Source organism: Vibrio sp. 1078-1, assembly GCF_033340475.1.
Genome location: NZ_JAWOWM010000689.1, coordinates 1 through 566, shown reverse-complemented (window position 1 = coordinate 566; position 566 = coordinate 1). Strand labels below are relative to the sequence as shown.

1 protein-coding gene is annotated in these 566 nt (G+C 46.5%); it reads left to right on the top strand.

What is annotated here, in order from left to right; translation table 11 throughout:
• The coding region (locus R7190_RS29535; protein ID WP_318138158.1) for a methyl-accepting chemotaxis protein at positions 1 to 566 on the top strand (566 nt) is incomplete at both ends.

The window sequence follows — 566 nt, the reverse complement described above, 5'->3', positions numbered from 1 at the left end:
GCCGTCAATGAACTGGTTTGTTATTGGCGTCGTGCCTGTTGATGAAGTGTTTGCTGATCTCAATGCCACTGGTCAAAAAATGATGCTCACAACCATTATAGTGGCGTTGGTGTTCATTTTGATGGGCGTATTGCTTGCAAACAGTATCACTAAGCCAATTCGTTTGATTGCAGATCGCTTTACCGATCTTGGTCAAGGCGAAGGTGATTTATCACAGCGTATTGAAATTCGTGGCAATGATGAAATCGCGCAACTTTCTAAAGGTTTCAACGGATTTATTGAGAAAATCCACGCAACCATGAAAGAGGTATCTTTGACGAGCGGTGCACTGAGCCAAGCCGCAGACAGCGTGTCGAGCAAAGCAACGTCAACGTACGATAATAGCCAAGAGCAACGTGACCAGACGATTCAAGTGGTTGCAGCGATCAACCAAATGGGTGCGACGATCAGTGAAATTGCGTCTAACGCAGCGACGGCAGCCGATACTGCAAACCAAGCGTCTGATAATACTCAGACGGGTCGTGAAGTTGTGATGAAAGCGAAAGAAGTGATTAGCCGTCTTGCTG